The organism is Alphaproteobacteria bacterium, from assembly GCA_030739735.1.
Lineage (GTDB): Bacteria > Pseudomonadota > Alphaproteobacteria > UBA7887 > UBA7887 > UBA7887.
Window position 1 is genome coordinate 18,887 of the sequence record JASLYQ010000026.1, and the last position, 16,388, is coordinate 35,274.

Annotated in this window: 19 protein-coding genes; 9 read left to right on the forward strand and 10 right to left on the reverse strand. The window is 62.0% G+C overall.

From position 1 onward, the window contains the following. The 3 genes from QF629_11750 to QF629_11760 form a co-directional block, all read right to left on the reverse strand. Entirely contained in the window at positions 1 to 2,394 is a 2,394-nt protein-coding gene (locus QF629_11750) for a molybdopterin-dependent oxidoreductase (protein ID MDP6014197.1), read from the reverse strand. A 493-nt stretch (positions 2,395 to 2,887) separates the two neighbouring features. Beyond that, positions 2,888 to 3,793, reverse strand: a complete 906-nt coding sequence (locus tag QF629_11755; protein ID MDP6014198.1) for a phytanoyl-CoA dioxygenase family protein — start codon at positions 3,791 to 3,793, stop codon at positions 2,888 to 2,890. Between the two features lie 208 nt (positions 3,794 to 4,001). Then, positions 4,002 to 4,157: a hypothetical protein gene (locus QF629_11760; protein ID MDP6014199.1), complete on the reverse strand. Its 156-nt coding sequence runs from the start codon at positions 4,155 to 4,157 to the stop codon at positions 4,002 to 4,004. 112 nt (positions 4,158 to 4,269) lie between these two features. Here QF629_11760 and QF629_11765 point away from each other — a divergent pair, with 112 nt between their 5' ends. From QF629_11765 to QF629_11780, 4 genes are all read left to right on the forward strand, one after another. Continuing rightward, positions 4,270 to 4,467 carry a YdcH family protein gene (locus QF629_11765; GenBank protein ID MDP6014200.1) on the forward strand — a complete coding sequence of 66 codons (198 nt, stop codon included), beginning with the start codon at positions 4,270 to 4,272 and terminating at the stop codon, positions 4,465 to 4,467. 51 nt (positions 4,468 to 4,518) lie between these two features. Continuing rightward, the gene (gene purE, locus QF629_11770) at positions 4,519 to 5,013 is read left to right on the forward strand and encodes a 5-(carboxyamino)imidazole ribonucleotide mutase (GenBank protein MDP6014201.1); all 495 of its coding nucleotides are present in this window, start codon (positions 4,519 to 4,521) and stop codon (positions 5,011 to 5,013) included. Further along, positions 5,010 to 6,089, forward strand: a complete 1,080-nt coding sequence (locus tag QF629_11775) for a 5-(carboxyamino)imidazole ribonucleotide synthase (GenBank protein ID MDP6014202.1) — start codon at positions 5,010 to 5,012, stop codon at positions 6,087 to 6,089. Before purE ends, QF629_11775 begins: the two co-directional genes overlap by 4 nt. Before the next feature lie 206 nt (positions 6,090 to 6,295). Next, positions 6,296 to 6,418: a hypothetical protein gene (locus QF629_11780; GenBank protein MDP6014203.1), complete on the forward strand. Its 123-nt coding sequence runs from the start codon at positions 6,296 to 6,298 to the stop codon at positions 6,416 to 6,418. 74 nt (positions 6,419 to 6,492) lie between these two features. Here QF629_11780 and QF629_11785 read toward each other — a convergent pair whose 3' ends face one another. Beyond that, positions 6,493 to 7,158, reverse strand: coding sequence for a COQ9 family protein (locus tag QF629_11785; GenBank protein MDP6014204.1), 666 nt, complete (start codon positions 7,156 to 7,158; stop codon positions 6,493 to 6,495). Further along, positions 7,148 to 7,720 carry a peptide deformylase gene (locus QF629_11790; protein MDP6014205.1) on the reverse strand — a complete coding sequence of 191 codons (573 nt, stop codon included), beginning with the start codon at positions 7,718 to 7,720 and terminating at the stop codon, positions 7,148 to 7,150. Before QF629_11790 ends, QF629_11785 begins: the two co-directional genes overlap by 11 nt. Before the next feature lie 59 nt (positions 7,721 to 7,779). On the opposite strand from QF629_11790, the gene QF629_11795 reads away from it, so the two are divergent. From QF629_11795 to QF629_11810, 4 genes are all read left to right on the forward strand, one after another. Beyond that, positions 7,780 to 8,121, forward strand: coding sequence for an antibiotic biosynthesis monooxygenase family protein (locus tag QF629_11795; protein MDP6014206.1), 342 nt, complete (start codon positions 7,780 to 7,782; stop codon positions 8,119 to 8,121). Between the two features lie 94 nt (positions 8,122 to 8,215). Continuing rightward, on the forward strand, positions 8,216 to 8,416 hold the full coding sequence (gene rpsU, locus QF629_11800; GenBank protein MDP6014207.1) for a 30S ribosomal protein S21: 201 nt from the start codon (positions 8,216 to 8,218) through the stop codon (positions 8,414 to 8,416). Between the two features lie 77 nt (positions 8,417 to 8,493). Then, positions 8,494 to 9,300: an SDR family oxidoreductase gene (locus QF629_11805; GenBank protein ID MDP6014208.1), complete on the forward strand. Its 807-nt coding sequence runs from the start codon at positions 8,494 to 8,496 to the stop codon at positions 9,298 to 9,300. A 324-nt stretch (positions 9,301 to 9,624) separates the two neighbouring features. Next, on the forward strand, positions 9,625 to 10,407 hold the full coding sequence (locus QF629_11810) for an SDR family oxidoreductase (protein MDP6014209.1): 783 nt from the start codon (positions 9,625 to 9,627) through the stop codon (positions 10,405 to 10,407). Between the two features lie 16 nt (positions 10,408 to 10,423). Here QF629_11810 and QF629_11815 read toward each other — a convergent pair whose 3' ends face one another. The 5 genes from QF629_11815 to QF629_11835 form a co-directional block, all read right to left on the reverse strand. Then, positions 10,424 to 11,182, reverse strand: a complete 759-nt coding sequence (locus QF629_11815) for an SDR family oxidoreductase (GenBank protein MDP6014210.1) — start codon at positions 11,180 to 11,182, stop codon at positions 10,424 to 10,426. A 188-nt stretch (positions 11,183 to 11,370) separates the two neighbouring features. Continuing rightward, entirely contained in the window at positions 11,371 to 12,972 is a 1,602-nt protein-coding gene (locus QF629_11820; protein ID MDP6014211.1) for an FAD-binding oxidoreductase, read from the reverse strand. A 25-nt stretch (positions 12,973 to 12,997) separates the two neighbouring features. Then, a complete protein-coding gene (locus tag QF629_11825) occupies positions 12,998 to 13,777 on the reverse strand; it encodes an SDR family oxidoreductase (GenBank protein MDP6014212.1) in 780 nt (259 codons plus the stop codon). Positions 13,778 to 13,790: 13 nt separating this feature from the next. Beyond that, a complete protein-coding gene (locus tag QF629_11830) occupies positions 13,791 to 15,005 on the reverse strand; it encodes a CoA transferase (protein MDP6014213.1) in 1,215 nt (404 codons plus the stop codon). Further along, entirely contained in the window at positions 15,005 to 16,009 is a 1,005-nt protein-coding gene (locus QF629_11835; protein ID MDP6014214.1) for an FAD:protein FMN transferase, read from the reverse strand. Before QF629_11835 ends, QF629_11830 begins: the two co-directional genes overlap by 1 nt. A gap of 127 nt (positions 16,010 to 16,136) precedes the next feature. Between QF629_11835 and QF629_11840 the strand changes: the two genes are divergently transcribed. Further along, on the forward strand, positions 16,137 to 16,388 hold a 252-nt coding region (locus tag QF629_11840), incomplete at its 3' end, for a hypothetical protein (protein ID MDP6014215.1).

Sequence of the window (16,388 nt, forward strand, 5' to 3'; positions counted from 1 at the left end):
CTACATAGAATAGTGACCGTAGAGTGAGAGTTGGGCGGCTTCGAACTCGACGCCTTCGCCGACGTCCTCGTCGTGCATGAAGTCGAACTCGCCGGGCAGGGCTTTGGATTTTAGCACCTTACCTTCGGGGCCGCGCGGCAGGTCTGTGGTGGGGCCGTATTCGGCTTCCAATGCCTCGATTTCCGTCGTGCTCAGTTTGGTGACGGCACAAGGCGCGCCCTTGAGATGCGGCACGCCCTGCTCGGCGTCAACCAATGCGAGATCCTCATCCTCCGCTAGCTGTGCCTCGTTAAAGTTCCACATGCCCGACAGGTGAGCACCACCCCGGCGCGATTCTGGCTTCCACCAGCCGTGTGGGATGCGCACCAGTCCCTGCGGCATGCTAGTGCGACCGTAAACGCGACCGAGCATGGCGCCGGTGCGCGTCTCGACGCGCCCCCAATCGCCGTCCGCCATGCCAAGTTCCACGATATCCGCTGGATTGAGGAAGAACATCGGGTCCTCAGCGCGCTGGCGCAGCTCGGGCACATGGCGATGGCCCGAGCGGAAGAACTCGTCGTCCGGCAGACCGACGAAGGAGGCAAAGGGGTATTTATCGTCGGGCCGCGTCGCCTCGCGGTAATAGGGCAGGGGATCGAAGCCGAGCTTTTCCAGCACCTCGGAATAGAGCTCGACCTTACCGGTTGGCGTAGCGAAACCCGTCTTCAGGTACTTGCGCTCGCTGTCGCCTTCCGCCTGACCCTTGTTCAGGTTCGGCGAGCGGCCGGCCGAGACTACTTCCGCCCAGGTCTTGCCGCCGGGCTCCAGGCGATAGTCGAACATTTCCTCAACCGTGGCCCAGGGGAACTGCTCGGCCAATCCCATGCGCTTGGCAAGCTCGTGCCAGAATGTGACCACGTTGCGGCACTGGCCGGGTGGTGGCATGGCCTGTTCGCTAATTCCCGCATGCATGCTCGGACGCTCCAGCCAACTATCGCCAGGTAGCACATAGTCGGCGATCTGCGCGGTCGGCGACAATACATGCTCGAAGGCCACGATGAGGTCCTGCTTCATCAGCGCCTCATAGGCTCGTTTGGTATTGGCGAAGGCCGCTAAAGTGTTGTTAGCCATGGCAAAGAAGGCGCGTACGGGATAGGGGTCGCTTTCCGCCATCGCCTTGAACACGGCCATGGGGTGAGCCATGTAGCAGCCGCCCACGAGGTTCGCCCAGCGGATGCCCCAAACTTTCTCCGAGGCATCGCAAAACACACTCGTGCCGCGATAGGTGAAGGCAGGGAATGTGTCGGCGCCGAGTTGCTTAGCCTTCTGTTCGGGTGTCAGCATCTCGTGCATCTCAATCTCCGAATCCGAGCGCACTGCGGGACTGAAACCGATGAGTTGGTCGCCGCCGGTGACGTCGAGATGACCGCAAATCGCCCGTAGCATGCATTGCAGACGGATGGCCGAAGTGCTCGAAACCTGCTGATCTGTGATCGGCGTCCAGGGGATACAGGCCGGGCCGTTGGTCGCGTACATGCGCGCGCCCTCGGCGATGAGTTCCGCATCGACGCCGGTGATCTCTGAGACCCGCTCGAGCGGATATTCGCGCACGCGTGCTGCCAGTGCATCGAAGCCCACCGTCCAGTCGCGCACGAAGTCCTTGTCGTAAAGCTCTTCATCGATGATCACATTGAGCCAGCCGAGCAGCAGGGCGGCATCTGTGCCCGAACGTAGTGGCAGCCAGATCTCGGCGCGCTCAGCGTTTTCGCTCTTGCGCGGATCGATGACTATGAGCTTGGCACCGTTCGCCTGAGCCATGCGGATGGCCTTGTACTCCATGGTCCAGCTGTGCCGACGTGGGTCGTGGCCGATTAGCACAATGCACTTGGTATTGAAAATGTCGGCGCGCGGAAACCAGCCGTAGACATAGCGATTGATGGCAGCGGTGTTGCCAGCGCAATAAGAGACTCCGCCGATCCAGTTTGGCGTCCCTATATGGTTCATGAAGCGTCGGCACAGACCATTGTCGCCGAGTCCGGTGGCGCCGCTTTGCGAAACTGCGAAGGCCTCCGGGCCGTGCCGGTTAATGACTTTTTGCAGGCGTTCGGCGATGTCGTCCAACGCCTGGTTCCAGGTCACGCGCTGCCATTCTCCGCTGCCGCGCTCGCCCACCCGCTTGAGGGGGTGGAGTACGCGGTCCGGGTGCGAGTAGTGCTTCGGCGAATAGGCGCCTTTCATGCACAAGACGCCCTTGAACAGCGGATGGTCGCGCGTGCTGATCTTGACCACGCGGCCGTCCTCAAGCTTGGCAGAGACGGGGCAAAACCCATCGCAACTCGTGCATACGACCTGCTTGACGGACTCTTCAGCCGCAGTCTCCACTGCGCCGGATTCGGATCGGCTATACTCATCCATGGTGCACGCTGTCTCCTATTAAGTCGGCCCAAATCGAGTAGACCAAACTTTAGCGGGATGGTCGAATAAGCGCTACGCGCCCTTTTGCAGAGGTGCTGTGCATTCGTCGCGGGGCTGCGCCCACGCCTTTTGCTTCTCCAGGTCGCGCGCAAAATCGTTGAGGGTGATCCGGCGACTCACTGCACGGTTGGCGCCCGTGCCCTCGTCGTGAATCTCGTTATCCGGACTGCTCGTATAGGTGCTGGGCCGCTTGACCTTCGGTGTTTCGGGGTCAGGGTCGTTCCGGTACCGACCATATGCTTGGCTTCCATGACCAGCGTTCCGGTCGGACCGTTATTGTTATTCCTGACGCAGCGAGCATCGGGGGCAAATTTCACGAGCTTGTCAATCGAATGGACGGCGTCGTCCGTGTTCGAAATATGATCCCGAAGATCACCGAAGCTGGTGAATAATGATCAGTCTATGTTCCTATCGTCAAACTTAAAAGGTCGGTTCATTCTGCCGCTTGCAAGCTGTTCTCATCCTGCTGTGCTGCGAAGATGGAGGTGTAGCCCCCGGACCAATCCGGTGGCATCCGGCATTCCTCGAGGTCGAAGTGCGCCACGTTGGCCGGCCTACCGCGCACCATGGTCCCGTTCTGCGGGCAGATCTCTTTCGGGAAGTGCGTCAGCGGGATCGCGTCCGCGGCGCCGTAAGCGTTGAGCAGCAGCGGGCGCATGCGCGGCGAGGTGTTGGGTAGCGAGCCGTGTAGGGTGCAGACATTGTGTACCGTGACGGTGCCCGCCTTGCCCTTGAGCCACTGCACGGTCTCTAGTGGCAGGGTCATGATATCGACATCCCTGAGGGCACCCGCCCACTCGCCATCCTCTCCATAATGGTCGTAGATACGGCCCTTCTGGCTGCCGGGGATGGCCCCGAGCGGTCCCATCTCGCCGTCGACGTCGCTGAGGCAGAGCCCGATGGCGAGATGGGCGCGATTGCTGTGGGGATAGAAGGGGAAGTCCTGGTGCCACTTGACCTCCTCGCCGCCGCCCGACCACTTGAAGTTCAGCTTCGAGTGATGGAACACCACGTCCGGGCCGAGCAGATCCTCGGCTACGTCGACAATGGGGCTGTGACTGGCAAATTCCCAGTAGATCTCGTGCTGCGTGACCGGCCAGCTCAGCCGCCGCAGGCGCGGCTTTTCAGACGTGTGGTCCGGTTCTAAATCGAACTTGCCATTCGATTCCGTGACCGTCCGGCTTTCCTCGATGAAGTCCTGTGTGACCTGCCAAAGCCGATCGAGCCAGACCTGTTCGACGAAGCTGTCCAGAGCGAGGAAGCCGTCTTCGAAAAAGGCTTCACGCTGCTTCTGGCTGAGCGCCTTGGGCTTGCAGGCGAGGATGGCGTCGGGAGTCATTCGGCTCTCCTAGTCTCGAAAGTTTCTCTCTGCTGAGTTGATAATTTAGTCCTGCCAAGCCTTGTCTACCAGCACGTCAATTGCATTACTGCCTTGCGGGCCGCTGCGATGTCGTTGCGCAAAGACTGGCGGCCTGCCCGGCGAGAGCGACCGGTGGCTGCTTGAGGCGCCGACGTGCGATCCACGATGGTGTCACCACCTCGCGCTGTCAAACGGAGACCGCCTTGCAGAGATGTCTATAATCGTCGCTCGCCAGCGGTCCGCTACCGCTGGCGCTGATCCAGCGGCAGAACTGCAGCATGTTGACGTCGGTGTCGCACGCACGTACCGCGAGAAAAAGATTCCAGAATGCTGTTCCTCCCATGGCGACGCCTCGTGTGGTCAGGACTCTCCTGAATGTTCCCTTACTTAAGCCTGTTTGCTATAGTGTTGGTGCTTTCGTGTGCGTTTGCCAGCATGTGCGCCAAGGGAGATAGATGAATCAGAATAGCTTGATCGAGCAGTTGGAGAGTCTACAGGTTGAGCATGAGGTTCTGGACCGAGAGATCACCGAATTGACTGCTGGTGGGGTGTATGATGACATCCGCATAAGCCGCCTTAAAAAGCGGAAATTGGCGCTGAAGGATCAGATGGGCCGTTTGCGAGACGACTTGGTTCCCGACATTATTGCCTAGGCGTTGCGACACCCCGCAGCACACCCGACATAGTTTTGAGGATCGGCAGTCATGAGCGAATCGACGCCGCGCGTCGGCATCATCATGGGTTCCCAATCGGATTGGGAGACGGTACGGCACGCTGCCGAAATTTTAGAAAAGCTCAGTGTCGCACATGAGACGTGCATCGTCTCGGCCCACCGCACGCCCGACCGTCTCTATGCCTATGCCAAAGAGGCGCGCGGGCGCGGCCTGCGGGTAATCATTGCCGGTGCCGGCGGGGCGGCGCATCTGCCTGGTATGTGTGCGGCCATGACGCCGCTGCCTGTGATCGGTGTGCCCGTGCAAAGCAGAGCCCTGAACGGTCTCGACAGCCTGCTGTCCATTGTGCAGATGCCGGCGGGCGTGCCTGTGGCAACAGTGGCGATTGGGCGCGCCGGGGCGGTCAACGCTGGCCTTCTCGCAGTGTCCATCGTCGCGCTCGACGATGCTACCGTCGCCGAGGCCCTTGATGCTTGGCGCGCGGCGCAGACAGAGGCAGTTGCCAAAGAACCCAGCGGTTCATGACCCAGGCCATCGCTCCCGGCGCGACCGTCGGCATACTCGGCGGCGGTCAACTGGGGCGCATGATCGCGCTTGCTGCTGCGCGGCTCGGTTATCGCTGCCACGTCTACTGCCCGGAGCAGAATTCTCCCGCCAGTCAGGTTTGTGCGGCGGCGACCGTCGCGGCCTATGACGACTCGGCGGCGCTTGCGCGATTCGCGGCTGCGGTGGATGTGGTGACGCTGGAGTTTGAAAACCTGCCTCTTGTCGCTGTCGAGACGCTCTCCAAACAGGTGCCGGTGCGGCCGGGCGCGCGGGTGTTGGAAGTGACCCAAGACCGTCTGGCCGAGAAGACCTTCCTCAACGGTATCGGCGTGCCGACCACCGGGTTTCGTCGCGCCGAGGGACCCGAGGACGTGGTTGCCGCGGTGGCGGCACTGGGTGTGCCCTGTGTGCTCAAAACCAACCGCATGGGCTATGACGGCAAGGGACAGGTGCGGATCGACGATGCGGCGCTGGCCGCCGCGGCCTGGCACGACATGGGCGGACCGCTCGGCATCGTAGAGGCGTTTGTTAACTTCGAGCGCGAGATATCGGTCATTGTGGCGCGCGGCGTGGATGGCGCCGTGGTGCCCTATTGCGCAGTTGAGAACAGCCACGCCAATCACATTCTCGATGTCACTACCGCACCGGCATCAATCGCAGATTCCGTGGCACGGGACGCCAACCAATGTGCGATCCATATTTCTGAGGCGTTGGAGGTTATCGGACTGGTGGCCGCGGAAATGTTCGTCACGCCCGGCGGTGGAGTGCTTGTCAACGAGATCGCGCCACGGCCGCATAATTCTGGGCACTGGACAATAGATGCATGCCTAACCAGTCAGTTCGAGCAGGTGGTGAGAGCCGTTTGCGGTCTACCGCTCGGTTCGCCCGAGCGCCTCGCCGATGCGGAGATGAAAAACTTGCTTGGCGATGCCGTACATGGCTGGTCCGAAATTTTTGCCGATCCCGATGTCAAGCTGCATCTCTACGGCAAAACCCAGACTCGCGAAGGCCGCAAGATGGGTCATATGACTCGTCTCAAGTCTCTGTCCTCGTGATGCGATCGAGATAGGATGCCGCTAGGTCGCCGCTACGTTTTCTGTCATGTAACAGTAGGCAGAGTTTTACGAGGTCGACGAAGCCGTAGGCGAGCAGCTTATGCAATACGAAGTCTTGTCGACGAAGCGCCTAATAGATTTTCGTGAACAGCGGTTGACCACTCGCAGAGTGGAACAAACTCGACCACTGTCTCAACGACCACGGCATGCGATGGCGGTTCCATGGTATTTTCGATGATCACCAACTCGGCGCCCTGCATATCGAGCTTGAGAACATCGGTGCCCGCGGCTTCTGCGATCTCATCGGGGCGGTAGCCCTCGATGAGTAAGGCACTGACATCGACAACCTTTATGTTGATTGGGCAGCGCTGCGTCGACGAGCTTGCGGAAACGGAACGCGCCCTCAGGTCTGCCAATCTCGCACGGCTCTCGGGCCGTGCCGGGCAAGTGCGGCAGCAATGGGCACCGTGGCCTTGGCAATCACGCTGTCGAGCTGGTTGCGCGTTTTCTGGATACGCATGACATCGCTGATGCGGCGATGGAGAAAGGCCCAGGTGGCGGCTTGGTTCGGCGTGTCGTCGTCAAGCCAATGGAGCAGCGCAGCACCGTAGACGACGGCAAGCAGCGCCCGCTTAGTGTAGTAGTTGAAGTCTGTCGCACTGTCGCCCGCCACGCGCCACATGGCATCGACCGTGTGCGCCACGTTGGCCGGCAAGGCCAAGGCATAGGCGGGCGTCATCTGCAAGGCGAGTGCTCGGCGCACCGCCTCGCGGTGCGGTGTCGCCTGTTCAAGGCGCACGCGCACGGCGGTGGCGATGCGTTGACGGACCGGCATTGCTTCGAGGTCGATTTCGGCCAGGGCTTCGAGCATGCGCCGGTCTGCCTCGGCCAGGAAGAACGACAGCACGCCGCGGAGGCCACCGGGAAAGGCGCGCCCGGCGGTCTCGGGAGCCTTACCTAGGTCACCGGCTGCCGTCTCCACGGTTGACCAGGTCCAGCCGTCGAATGGTACCCGCGCCAGGGTGGCGGCGAGCAGGCTGCGGGCGAGAGGGGCTAACTCAGGCGACATCACGGTCCTCCGGTGGTTTGGCGACGGGGCTCTGCAGAAGCGGGTTGTTGCGGATTTCCGAGACATAATGGAGACTGGTCAGATTGGGCATGCGCATGGGGTAGAGAATGCCGTCCAGATGGTCGCATTCGTGCTGCACGATGCGGGCGCGGAGGCCATCTATCTCGCGCTCGACCGGCGCACCGTCAAGCCCCAACCCGCGATAGCGGATGCGGGCTAGTCGCGGCACGGCGCCGCGCAGGTAGGGCACCGAGAGACAGCCCTCCCAGTCGATCGCGATCTCCTCGCTGGCGGGTTCAATCACCGGATTGATCAACACCGTCGGCGGTACGTCCGGTGTCGAATTCTCATCGGTTGTGCGCGTGCCGGGCACTTCGAATATCACCACGCGTAGGCCGACATGGACCTGGGGCGCGGCTAGACCGACACCGCCGGAATCGGTGAGCGTCGCGCGCATATTGGCGACTAGGCAGGCGATCTCCGCGCTGCCAGGCTCCGCGACCTCTGCGGCGCGCTGCTGTAGGATCGGGTGGCCCATGCGGGCAATCTTGAGTATTGCCATGACTGCTAATATGGGCAGACGAGCCGACGTGGTAAAGTATGACGAAAGGGATTGTGGCGATGATTGCGGTGATCTTTGAGTTCACGGTGCGTGAGGGGCGCAAGGACGACTACTTCGACTGGGTTGGAAAGCTGCGTGAGGAAGTGTTGGCGGCTGACGGCTTCCTCTCGATCGAGCGCTTCGAGAGCCTGACGGCGCCGGACAGCTTCGTGTCGCTGTCGTTTTGGCGCGATGCCGAGGCCGTGCGCGCCTGGCGCGAGAATCCCAAACACGGCCAGGCCCAGGCGGCGGGGCGCGAGGGTATTTTCGACAGCTTCCGCCTGAAGACGGCGGAGGTGATGCGCGAGATCACGCTCGATGCTGCCGGTAACCGTGCGGAGCGGGACCTCAGCGGCGGCTAAGCATTTGCTTCACAAGGCGCATATGCTGTGTTAAGAGGCGCGATCTGCTGGTCATTGGGACCAGCGGCCTTAATTTCTGGGAGCATTTGAACACTTGCAAGTAATTGTCCGTGACAATAACGTCGACCAGGCTCTGCGTGCGCTCAAGAAGAAGATGCAGCGCGAGGGAATCTTCCGCGAGATGAAAATGCGCCGCGCTTACGAGAAACCCTCGGAGAAGCGGGCCAGAGAGAAGGCGGAAGCGATCAGACGGGCTCGCAAGCTGGCGCGCAAGCGTATGCAGCGCGACGACTAGACCGACGTTACGAGATGTGACCGCAACGGACCGTCGCCCGTCGGGCGGCGGTCCGTTGCCGTTTAGGGGAGGGAAAGATGGCTAATCGCTTGGAAGACAAGGTCGCGATCGTCACTGGTGCGGGCTCGATCGGGCCCGGCTGGGGAAACGGCAAAGCAACCGCAGTGAGCTTTGCGCGCGAGGGCGCCAAGGTCTTCGCCGTCGACATCAACCCGGAGGCAGTCGAGAAGACCGCCGGCATCATCGGCGACGACGGCGGCGAATGCACCGTGCATAAGACGGATGTCTCGTCCAATGTCGACGTGGTGGAGATGGTTGAGGCCTGTCTCACCAAATACGGCCGTATTGACGTACTGCACAACAATGTTGGCATCGTCGAGCCCGGTGGGCCTGAGGAGATTGGCGAGAACGCCTGGGACCGGCTGATCGACATCAACGTCAAGAGCATGTACCTGACTTGTCGCCACGCCCTGCCACACATGGTGGCACAAGGCGGTGGCAGTATCATCAACATCTCCTCTATCGCCTCGTTCTATGCACTCGGCTACCCCTGCGTCTCGTACTCGGCGTCGAAAGGGGCGATCAATGCGATGACCCGCAACATCGCCACGCAATATGCGGCTAAGCGGGTGCGTTGCAACGCCATCCTACCCGGCCTCATGGATACGCCGCTGATCCGCGACGCGGTCTCAGCGGCCTACGATGACATCGATGCCATGCTCAAGAAACGCGATGCCCAATGCCCCATGGGCTTTATGGGCAACGCCTGGGACGTTGCCAACGCTGCGGTCTTCCTGGCCTCCGACGAATCCCGTTACGTCACCGGCATTGAGCTGCTGGTAGACGGTGGTATCACGCTCACCATGACGCCGATGGCAGTATGAAGGGTGAGGTTTATCGCGGAGATCACACTGCAACCGTTGGTCGCTAACCGGCATGACCCACTCATACCGTAAGAAATTCTCGTTCGAATTTGACGAGCGGATCAGTTGCATCTCTTAAGGATACAACCCGCATACTGGATTTTCGCAGCCGATAGTGGCGCTGTTGCCATGTGCCTCCGGAAATGATGCCCTGCGCGATGGCCTCGGGTCGCGCATAGCGATACCAAGCGTCATATTTTACAATGGTGCGAACGAGTGCGTGCGGGGAACGGTTGCGGGCTCTCGCAGCCGTTCGTGCGAGCACAAGAGGGGATGGTATTCGAGATGGATCTTGGACTCGCCGGCCGTTCGGTACTGATTACTGGGAGCTCGAAAGGCATCGGGCTTGCCTGCGCCCACGGCTTCGCTGCCGAAGGCTGCGACGTGCATCTGGTGGCGCGAACCGCGGCCGATCTGGAGCGCGTCCGCACGGACATCGCCGGGCGCTACCAGGTTCAGGTCGCAACCTCGACGCTGGATCTCAGCGACAGTGCCAATGTGAGCCGGCTGCTAGAAGCCGCGGGTGACGTCGACATTCTCGTCAACAACGCGGGTGCCATTCCCGCCGGCTCCATCGACGACGTGGACGAGCAGCGCTGGCGCGAGGCCTGGGATCTCAAAGTCTACGGTTACATCAACGTGACCCGCGCGTTTCTAGCACGCATGACAGCGCAAGGCAGCGGCGTGATCATCAACGACATTGGCACTGGCGGCGAGAAGCTCGACTACAACTACATTGCGGGCGCCGCTGGTAATGCCTCGCTAATGGCGTTCACCCGCGCCATCGGCAGCCGTTCGATCTATGCCGGTGTGCGCGTCGTCGGCGTCAATCCGGGACCGGTGGAGACCGATCGTATCCAGACGCTGATGCGTCAGAAGGCGGTCGCGGAGTTTGGCGACGAAAGCCGGGCGGCCGCGTATTACGCCAACTGGCCGATGGAGCGGTTCGCGAGGCCGGATGAGGTTGCCGACCTGATTGTCTTCTTGGCATCGGACCGCGCGAGCTACATTTCCGGAACCGTGGTCACTATCGATGGCGGCATGGTCAACAACAACTCGATGCTCTGACCTGACGACCCTGAAATTACCCGCGTCCGATGAACGGCATCTTGGTAGCCATCACGGTCATGAACTGGACATTGGCGTCGAGTGGCAGGGAGGCCATGTAGACCACGGCGCTCGCCACGTGCGCCACGTCCATGCGCGGCTCCGGCCTGATCCCGCCGTCGGCCTGGGCCACGCCGCTCGCCATTCGCGCCGTCATCTCGCTCGCTGCATTGCCGATGTCGATCTGGCAGCAGGCGATGTCATGCGCCCGGCCATCAAGCGAGGTTGACCGGGTGAGGCCGGTAATGGCGTGCTTGGTCGCCGTATAGGGCGCCGAGTTGGGCCGCGGCACGTGGGCCGAGATTGAGCCATTATTGATGATGCGTCCGCCCATCGGTTCTTGCGATTTCATCTGCCGAAAAGCCGCGCGGGTACAATAGAAGGCGCCGTTGAGGTTGGCATCGACCACGCTCAGCCATTGTTCAGGCGTCAACTCGTCCATGGGCACGGGCGGTGCGCCCGTGCCGGCATTGTTGAATAGAAGGTCTACGCGTCCGAACGCCTCCACTGCCTTAGCAAACAGAGCGTCGACAGCGTCCGCATCACCAACATCCGTCGGCACCGCGACGGCACGCGCGCCAGCGGCCTCTACTTCCGTTGCCGCAACCTGCAACGGCAGGGCACGGCGTCCTGCCAACGCCACCGCATAACCTTTACCCGCTAGCGCCACGGCGCAGGCCTTGCCGATCCCACTGCCGGCTCCCGTTACGATCGCGACCTTGCCAGTGTCAGCCATGCTTATCCTCCTTACATCCTGTTCCGCGCAGCGATGCCGTCGTCCACGCTATAGATCGTGCCCGTATATCATGCCCGTCGGATCGGCTGAGCGTTCAGAGGCAATAAATTGAGGAGGCCCGCGACCCTTGCTCGGCGTGGCCGTCCGTACCCTCATCCGGTTCCGGTCACTCCTGACTTTGCCCGGTATCAGGTCTCGACAATAACGCCGGGGTTCATGACGCCGTGGGGGTCGAGGGCCTGTTTAGCAACACGCAACACGTCGCCAAACAGTGGCGGTCTCTGTTTCAGGTACCACGGCATGTGCAGCCGGCCGATCGCATGGTGGTGGGTGATGCTGCCGCCGCTTTCGGTCATGGCGTCGTATGCAGCTGTCTTGATGGCCATAGCCTGTTCGACCATACGCGCCTTGTCGCACAGGAAATGATAGGTGAAATAGGGTGCCGGGCCGTCCGGGTAGAGGTGGGTGATGCGGCATGTGACTGTGCCGTCGCGGCCTGTAACCTCGCGGATCGCTTGTGCCGTGCGAGCTTTTACCGTTTCGTGCAGATCGTGAAATCCGCTCCATGGGATTGATGTCTCGCAGGTCTCACGACCGATGCCGCGTGAGGTTTTTACTTCTCTGTAAAACGGTTCGCGCACGAAAGCTTGGCGCCAGCGGGCGGCTGCCGATGCCGAACTATCAACAGCTGCCTTGATCATCTCGCCACCATGGTCAAGGCAGGCCTGCCTGGCGATATCGAGCCAAGGGTCAACTGGGTGATGTGCCGATTCAAAGCCGAGCACCAGGATCGCTTTGGTGCTGTCGTAGGCCCCGCTCAGCCCCGCCTCGCGCGGGTCAATGAGACGGCAGTTGGCGGGATTGAGGCCGGCCTGTGCGACCTCGCGTATCGCCTCAATGCCATCATAGAAGCCGGCGAAAGCGAACGTCGCTCCGCTACGGTAGATCGGCCGGGACGGCAGTCTCAGCCAAGCCTCGGTAATGATGCCCATGGCACCTTCGGAGCCGATGGCGAAGCGGTCTGGGCTGGGGCCGGCACCCGAGGCCGGCAGGCGTCGAGATTGCCAGTCACCGCTGGGGGTAACCATGCGCACGCTCTCAACGAAATCATCGATGTGGGTGGTGCCTGTGGCATAATGTCCTGCGGCGCGGGTGGCGATCCAGCCGCCCAGGCTGGAATAGGGATAGGCCTGCATGAAGAAGCGCAGCGACAGGCCGTGCGGCTTGAGCTGGGCGTCGAGGTCGGGACCGAACACGCCCGCTTGCACCCGCGCCGCCCGCGACGTGGTGTCAGCCTCCAATACTCGGTTCATGTGGGACATGTCGATGCTGACGGTGCTCTCGAAGTGCTCGCCGACCACCGGATTTATGCCGTATACGGCACTGGAGCCGCCGCCGAACGGTATTGCCGCTTGTTCGGCGCCGCCGCACCAGTCGAGCACGGCGGCAACCTCGGCCTCGTTGCGAGGATAGACTACCGCGTCCGGTGCATCTGCGAAGTCGCGGGCGAAACAGCGCGCGCTTTCCATGAAAGACTTGCCATAGGTGTGCAGCGCGCGATGGTAGGGGTCGGTGTGGCAGATTGGCTGAAGGCTTGGCGGCACGGCACCGATGCGTGGCGGCTCGAGGCTGATCTCATCCAGGGTTGGCGGCGGTGTCGCCTCGAAGCTATCGGCGCCCAAGGCGTCTCCCCAGACCCGCTCGATCGTGTGGGCTTCTTCGGCTGTCGCACCTTCGTCTTCGCCGCCCCAGGCGTAGAATTTCCGCCGCTTGCGCCAGTTTTCCTGCATAGCTGCGCCCCTTGTCGGAATGCTATTATAGGCCGTGTCTTGCCGCGACACCGCCGTCGATGCTGTAGATAACGCCCGTCGTATAGGCTGCCCGCTCGGAGGCGAGGAAGGTCACCAGGTTTGCGACTTCCTCGGGTTTGGCGGCGCGGCCGGCGGGTAGATTGGTGGTGAGGTCGCGCCAGCGTGACTTGTCGCCGAACTCTGTCTCGGCGCGCTGCTCCATCAGCGTCACCATGCGTCCGGTCTCGACGAGGCCCGGATTGATACCGACCACACGCACGCCGTCGTCAAGACTGGTCGAGCCGAGCGCGCGCGTAAACGCCATGAGGCCTGCATTGCCTGTCGAGCCCGCGATATATCCCGCGTTGAAGGCCTCGCCGGCAAGCCCGATTACATTCACGATCACCCCCTGACCGCGCGAGGCCATGCGCGCATGGAAGATGCGGCAGAGATTGATATAGCCGAAAACCTTGAGATCCCAGGCCTCGCGCCAGCGACCCTCGTCGATACTTGCCACTGTGCCGCCGGGAATGGCGCCGGCATTATTGACTAGAATATCAATGTCTGGGCAACGACCGGAGAGCTCCTGCTGCGCCTCGCTGTCGGAAAGGTCGAGGGCGTGGGTCTCTATCGAGACCTGGTGGTTGCGCAGGATCTTATCCTTGGTTTCCGCCAATGCTTCTTTGCCGCGGGCGGCTAGGTGAAGGTGTGCGCCTTCGGCGGCAAGCGATTCCGCACAAGCCCGGCCGATACCCTTGGAGCCACCGGTAATCAGGGCCGTGCGTCCCGCCAGTTCCAGTTCCATTTTGCTCCCTCTCTTATGAAGCCGGGACGGGCTTGCTAACCACGCCGCCCCGTATCATGCGCTCAATCTCGTCCTCGCCATAACCGGCCTCGGCTAGCACCTGGCGCGCATGCTCGCTGAGCCGCGGCGGCGGTCTGCCGGCGCTGCCGGGTGTGCGAGACATCTTGATCGGCGTGGCGATACCGCGATAGCTACCGCGTTCGACCAGCATGTCGCGGGCTTCCACCTGTGCGTGGGAGAGCACCTGCGGAATGTCGAGCACCGGGCCGGCAGGAATGTTCTGTGATAAAAGGTGCTCGCAAAGCTTCATGCCATCGGTTTTGGCCAGCAGGGGCTCCAGCGTCGCGCGCAGGGCATCACGGTTGACCACGCGGTCGGAATTGCTGCGAAAACGCGTATCCTCGGCCAGCTCCGGCGCACCCAACTCTTCGGCAAAGCGAACGAACTGCTTGTCGTTGCCGATGGCCGCGAAGACCATGGCGGTGCGCGTCGCGAACATGTCGTAGGGCGCGATATTGGGGTGGGCGTTGCCTGTGCGTGCCGGTGGCACGCCGCTCATCAGATAGTTGGCGCCGTGCGGGTGCAGAAGGCTGACTGAGCATTCCAGGAGCGACACCTCGACCTTCTGACCTAGCCCCGACCTCTCGCGCTCCTGCAGGGCCATCAATAAGGCGATGGCGGTGTAAAGTCCGGTCGCCAGGTCCGAAATCGGCACACCCATGCGGACCGGTGGTCCGTCGGCGGTGCCGTTAATGCTGGCGAGACCGCTCATCACCTGCGCCACCGCATCGAATCCCGGCATGCCAGCCATCGGCCCGTCGGTGCCGTAACCGGTGATCTGGGCGTAGATCAAGCGCGGGAAGCGCTTGCGCAGGCACTGCTCGTAGCCGAGACCCCAGCGTTCCATCTGCCCGGCTTTGAAGTTCTCGATTAGCACGTCGGCGTCTTCGAGCAGACGGAATAGCACGGCGTGTCCGTCCTTGCCGCGCAAGTTGAGCGCCAGGCTCTCCTTGTTGCGATTGACACCCGAGAAATAGGCGCTCTGGCCGTCCTTAAAAGGCGGACCCCAGCTACGCGTGCCGTCGCCGTCTGGCGGCTCGACCTTGATAACCTCGGCGCCGTGGTCGCCGAGCATCTGGGTGCAGAACGGTCCTGCCAGAATGCGCGAAAGATCGACGATCTTGAGCCCGGCTAATGCGCCAAAAGGCTGCGGTGTCTCCGCGTCCACTAGCTCACCAGACGGTGCTTGGCGCCACTTGCTTCTGTGATGCGCACCTCGATTCCGGGTAAGGCAGCGACCGCACGCTCAGTCACCGCCCGCGGCGAGACGAAAAGCCCCGTCGACAGTGCATCGGCCGTGGTGGCGTCGCCGGCCAGCACGCTGACTGAGGCGTGGTGGTTGGCGCTCTTGCCGCTTGTCGGCGAGAACAAGTGATGATGCCGCGTATCACTGCCGAACATGGTGCCGTAGCCGCCGGAAGTAGCGACTGCGCGGTTCTTGACCTCGACAACCTCGTCATAGTTGGCGGGCGAAAAGGGATCGATCAGACCGATGCGCCAGGGTCGGCCTTCCGGGTGGCCGTCGATGGCATAGTTCTCGCCGAGGTCGAGCAGCACATTGGCAACGCCGTCGGCGCGCAGCAGTGCTGCCACCTTGTCCGTGATGTAGCCCTGGGCGATGCCGTTCAGTGTCACTGCCATATCAGGGCGGGTAAAGGCCACGCGGTGGGTCTCAACGGTGATGCCGCGGAAATCAACAAGGGCGCTAGCCTTCTCGACCGCTTTTGCGTCCGGCGCCTTGGTGCTGCTGGGATTGGCGGCGAAATGCTCGGCATAGAGGCGCCAGAGGGGCTGCACGCTGATATCGAAGGCACCGTCCGTGAGCGCAGCGAAGCGCTCGGCCTCGGATAACAGATGTACGGTATCGAGGGCCGGTTCGTCCAGCGCGCCATCGCGATTGAGGCGTGAGATCTCGCTGTCCTCGTGGTGCAGGCTGAACAAGCCCTCTAGACGGCGGATCTCGGCCACGCAGCGCTCGAACATACGCTCTGCCGCCGCCCGATCCGGGTGGGCGAGCGTGATGCGGGCTGACGCGCCCAGCGCGCTGCCTTCCCAGGTTATCAGCGGTACGGCGGCGCGTGCGCCGAGGCTTGGCAGCAGTGGTAGGCCCGCAACGGCGCCCATGATAGTCAGCGCCCGGCGGCGCGAGATACGGGTGGCAGCTTGGCTCATCAAACTCTCCGTCGGCTCTGCGATTCGGTTCTTATAGAGCTTACATAGCCGCGAATCCCGCTTTTGGTCCAGGACCATGGTCAAGCGCCGCTATACTGCGCCCGATTTTTAAGGGAGGGAGAGGCCTATGGCACCGAAAATTCTATTCGTCAGCGAGTTTCCCGATGCTGAAGAGCCGGTTAGGGCGCTGGCGCCCAAGGGCTTCGATTTGGTGCTGGTGCCCGAGGATAGCGCCGAATACCGGGAGACCCTGGGCGAGGCCGAATATCTCGTCGGCTTCGTCGACCGGCTGGTGAACGATGCGTTATTCGCGGCGGCATCCAAGCTCAAGCTGATCCAACTTTTGAGCGCCGGCTACAACCGGGCCGATATCAACGCG